This window comes from Enterococcus sp., from assembly GCF_022711995.1.
Classification (GTDB): Bacteria; Bacillota; Bacilli; order Lactobacillales; family Enterococcaceae; genus Enterococcus_D.
In genome coordinates this window covers 1-3,177 of sequence record NZ_JALAHI010000025.1, presented here as the reverse complement: position 1 = coordinate 3,177, position 3,177 = coordinate 1, and the positions used below count along the sequence as shown (strand labels likewise).

General features: G+C 36.6%; 1 protein-coding gene and 2 pseudogenes. 2 read left to right on the top strand and 1 reads right to left on the bottom strand.

The window, feature by feature from the left end:
- Nucleotides 1–6 precede the first annotated feature (6 nt).
- Nucleotides 7–1,298 (top strand): annotated as a pseudogene (locus Q0A12_RS02085) (ISL3 family transposase).
- A gap of 150 nt (nt 1,299–1,448) precedes the next feature.
- Here the strand turns inward: Q0A12_RS02085 and dcm are convergent.
- Nucleotides 1,449–2,729, bottom strand: a complete 1,281-nt coding sequence (dcm, locus tag Q0A12_RS02080; protein WP_291291063.1) for a DNA (cytosine-5-)-methyltransferase — start codon at nt 2,727–2,729, stop codon at nt 1,449–1,451.
- Between the two features lie 172 nt (nt 2,730–2,901).
- Between dcm and Q0A12_RS02075 the strand changes: the two are divergent.
- Nucleotides 2,902–3,177: pseudogene (locus tag Q0A12_RS02075) on the top strand (MutH/Sau3AI family endonuclease); the annotation flags it as partial.

Below are 3,177 nucleotides of genomic sequence, written 5' to 3'. Positions count from 1 at the left end.
ATCTCCATGGATCATTGTACTAGAAAATTATTAGGTTTAACAGATGAAAATTTATTCTTCGAAGAAGAATGGTTAGAGATAGTAGAAGAAGAGGGGTTTCGCACAAACCTCATTCATGCCAAACTTACTTATACACCAAGCCATTGTCGTAAATGCGGCATCAAAAATGAAGGACAAATCATCAAAAACGGTTCACATAAAACAAAAGTCCAACTAGTGCCTTACCGAGCAACAAAAACAGAACTACGATTGGTGCGTACGCGCTTTTACTGTAAAGAATGTCAATCGACATTCAATGCTCAAACAAATTTGGTGGATGAAAACTGCTATCTCTCAAAGGAATTAAAGATTCAGATTGCGTTGGAACTAGCGAAGAATACAACAAGAAAAGAAATTGCCGATCGGTATTTTGTCTCTGACGTGACCGTTCTGCGTGTTCTGCACACCTGTTTAAAAACGTATCATCCTCGTTTTGATACGTTACCTTCGGTCCTTTGTATTGATGCGTTCAAATTGATGAAGTCTTGCAGCGGAAAAATGAGCTTTGTTTTTATGAATGGACAGACCAATCAATTGATTGGTGTTTTGGAGAATCGGCGCCTCGCTTTCTTAAAACCCTATTTTCTTAGATTCACTCGAAAAGCACGAGCAAATGTGGCATATGTTGTGATGGACATGAATGCCCCTTATTTTGAACTGATAAAAGCAGTCTTCCCAAATGCTAAAATCGTCACCGACCGCTTTCACATTATCCAACAAATCACTCGTGCGTTAAATCAGTTGCGAGTGAAAACCATGAGCCAGTTTCAAAAAACAGAACCGACGAAGTATCGACGGTTGAAACGATTCTGGAAATTACTCCTGAAGCATGCCTATGATCTAGACAGTTCCAATTATCATTATGATCGATCCTTTCGTAGACCGATGACACAAAAAGCAATTGTCGATGAACTGACGAGCAATTCGCGCTGGCATATGAGACCTGTCAGCTCCTTCTCTATCATTTTAAGCATAAGGACAGCCAAGGTTTTTTCGCTGCGATCAACAGCTTAAATCAACGTTTACCACAATGGTTTTGTAAGAAGCTGATCTTTTTAAACAAATACAAATTAGGGATCCAAAATGCTTTAAAAACCAAGTATAGTAATGGTGCACTAGAAGGAACAAACAACAAAATAAAAGTGATAAAACGAGTAGCCTACGGCTATCGAATTTTCCACAATTTTCGTGCTAGAATTTATCTCATTCAAGGTTTGATCTTCCAAGTGAAAAAAAAACCAGTTAAGCACTATGCCTAACTGATGATGACTAAATTTCAGTTGTATCTCTCTCTACCAACACTAAATGTCGAAGAGCTTTAAAAAATCAGAGAAAAGCATCAATTATACTATGGAATTGATGCTTTTCTAAGAAATATTATTGGATTTTTGAAAATAAATTATTGAAAATCATGATTCTAAAATGTCTTTTAACCCATCGCCGATGCGTTTTACTATCTCTGTTACTAGTGCATTTCCCATAAAAAACATACGCATACGATCAGATACTTCTACAACTTCACCCGTAGAGAGCTTTTTGAATTTTGTCCAATCATCGGGAAAATCTTGCAGCCGTTCTGCTTCTATTGGTGTTAATAAACGATATCGACCATCGATAAATAAAACATGAGTTGATCTGTTTACTGATCCTTCAGAAGTAAGCATCGTTCGCCCAGGCATACTTAAATCATCATATGGAGACATGCCACCTTCCGCAAAAATATATTTATGACCTTCGGCAGAAGTTCGTTCGATTTTTTTCGGTCCGCGTAAGTACTGGAATTTTTCTAGTTTATTAGTATCTGTCAAGTAATACTTCTCATCCACCATCTCAGGAGGCTGAATAATATCACCTAGAGTTATAGGACGTTCATCACCTAATGGTAAGGTATCTATAGTGTAATAGCGTCCATGACGCATAACTCCTGTGTTCCACACTTTTCCAGTGAACCCATCAGAAATTTCTACTATATCTTCTGAGAGTTCGTAAAAAGCCTCTCTATTTTTATAGGGCTGTTTAACTATTGGAAACTGTCTAGCAAACAATCCATCGGTGAATATATACTCGTCATAGCGATGCTCAGCAATAAATAAATCATCAGAAGAAGTTTCCTCGAAACGGTCGTCTAATCGTTTTGCAAAATCAGTGTCGTTGCGATAGACAAAGAAGAAAACACGTCTGCGTCGTTGACTACGACCGTAGTCAGCAGCATTTATAACTCGCCATTCCACGGAGTATCCTAACTGATTGAAAGCAGTGAGCATGATTGCAAAATCACGTCCTCTTTGTTTAGAAGGAGACTTCAGCAGACGATCAACATTTTCAAGAATCAAATATTTTGGGCGAATATGATTAGTAGCACGTATGATTTGCCAAAAAAGAACGCCTTTTTTACCTTGTATCCCCATCTCATGTTTTTTACTTCGTGCGACTGAATAATCTTGACAAGGGAATCCACCAACAATTATATCTGCATCCATTTTTTCGAAAACATCATCAGTAATCTCTTCAATGTTTATATTTAAATTTTTGCTATTCGGAAATTTGTAATCATAAACTTCAAACGCATCTTGAGATTTGCGAGATGGCTCCCATTGGTTTGCCCACTTAGTTACGTACAAATCGGGATCAGAATGTTCGAGCCCGACACGGAATCCGCCTACACCTGCAAAAAGTTCTAATACTTTCATTTCTTGTTTCATTATACGAACATCCTTTCGATATATCTATTGGTCATTATACACTAAAATTAAAAAAAGATCAAGATCTAAATTCAAATTATTGGTGTTATAATAAACATACGAAAGAATCCTAGATATGAATGAAATATGTATATAAAAAATGTAAAGAAGGGTGAGAAATTTGGAAAAAAATTTACATTATTTTACAAAAAAAGATTTAATAAAAACTTTAGAAAATGTTCTCGAGAAGACATTGGGTGAAGTTGATAAAAACCGTGTGTTTGACCGAACGATAATATATCCCAAAATCACTGGTATTGCAGGTGATGTGATTGAACAGTCTGTTTTAGGATATCCTGCGGATTCAAGACAAGAACCTGATTTAATTGTTGACGGGCAGGAAGTAGAGTTGAAAACTACAGGTCTGAGAATTTCTAAGAAAAATGAAGGTCAATAT

Coding starts and splice junctions, on each gene's coding strand:
- dcm (WP_291291063.1), bottom strand. CDS start 2,729: ATGAAAGTATTAGAACTTTTTGCAGGTGTAGGCGGATTCCGTGTCGGG.